Origin of the sequence: Mesorhizobium sp., from assembly GCF_004962925.1 — a bacterium.
GTDB lineage: Bacteria > Pseudomonadota > Alphaproteobacteria > Rhizobiales > Rhizobiaceae > Mesorhizobium.
Genome location: NZ_SUEO01000148.1, coordinates 1 through 1012 on the forward strand (window position 1 = coordinate 1; position 1012 = coordinate 1012).

At 61.1% G+C, this 1012-nt stretch carries 1 protein-coding gene; it reads right to left on the reverse strand.

All coding sequences use genetic code 11. The features are described from left to right. Positions 1-525 precede the first annotated feature (525 nt). A partial coding sequence (locus E5W87_RS24555; RefSeq protein WP_292403432.1) for a methyltransferase occupies positions 526-1012 on the reverse strand: 487 nt, incomplete at its 5' end.

Sequence of the window (1012 nt, forward strand, 5' to 3'; positions counted from 1 at the left end):
CATGCCCTCGACGTTTGAAAATCCCCTTGCATCAACGGGGGCATCCACACATGACGCTTGGTACCCGAGGCTGGACAATTGCCTTGGGTCGGATCTGCCGTCCGGCCGGATACCGGAATGCGCGGGTGGCCAACTGCCGACGCTCTGCGCCTCGACAATGAACGTCCTGTTTGGGGCCGCAGACGGATGGTCAGCTTTCAAGTTGGATCGGCTTGAAAGGAGACCAGCGCGTTCGATGCGGTAAATTCAGCTTCGCGCCTCTTCTCCATCCAATGGCACTTTGTAAAGCGCACGCTTTCATGAGGGGTCGCAACTCCGCATGTCAGGGTCGGCTCCAATCGGAGACCGCTCGCCTCGACCATTCGTCGGGAAGGAATGTTGCTCGCCGATACGAGCTCATAGATATGGCTCGCTCCGAGTTGACGCCGGACAAGCGAACGCTCTCGGCACTCAACGTTAAGGCTGCCCGGATAGGGTCGGGCGCCTCGGAGATCCTTGCGTCCGAAATCAACCATTCAGCCACGGTCAGTCCGTGAGGCGCGCACGAAACAACGTGGAGCCGTCCGTCAGGCTCGACCTGGAGATATCCCGGAATCCAGCCTCGGTCATCCACGCGCGATACTGACCTTCAGTGTACGATTCGCCGTGGCGATAGAGGTTCAAGAAGGTGAGATTCAGAAAGACACCCTCAGGCGGGCCGAGGCGGTCGTCATCGACGACACCCCACCCCGCAATTGCGATCTCGCCTCCGGGTGTGAGGCAACGCGCCGCGTTCAGGATCGAACTGCGCGCCTGGTCCGGCGGAAGGACCTGGACGACGGCCTTCAGGATCGCCAGATCGTGCCGACCGATCGATGGCGCGACAGTTATGTCCCCCTCTTCAACAACCACGTCGTCGGCACCGTATTCTGACAGGATATCTGGCGCGACCGCTGCGACTGTTGGGAGTTCCATCAGCGTCGCCGCAATCTGCGGCCGCCGCTCGCGAAGTCCGACGAGAATGGTCCCGGGG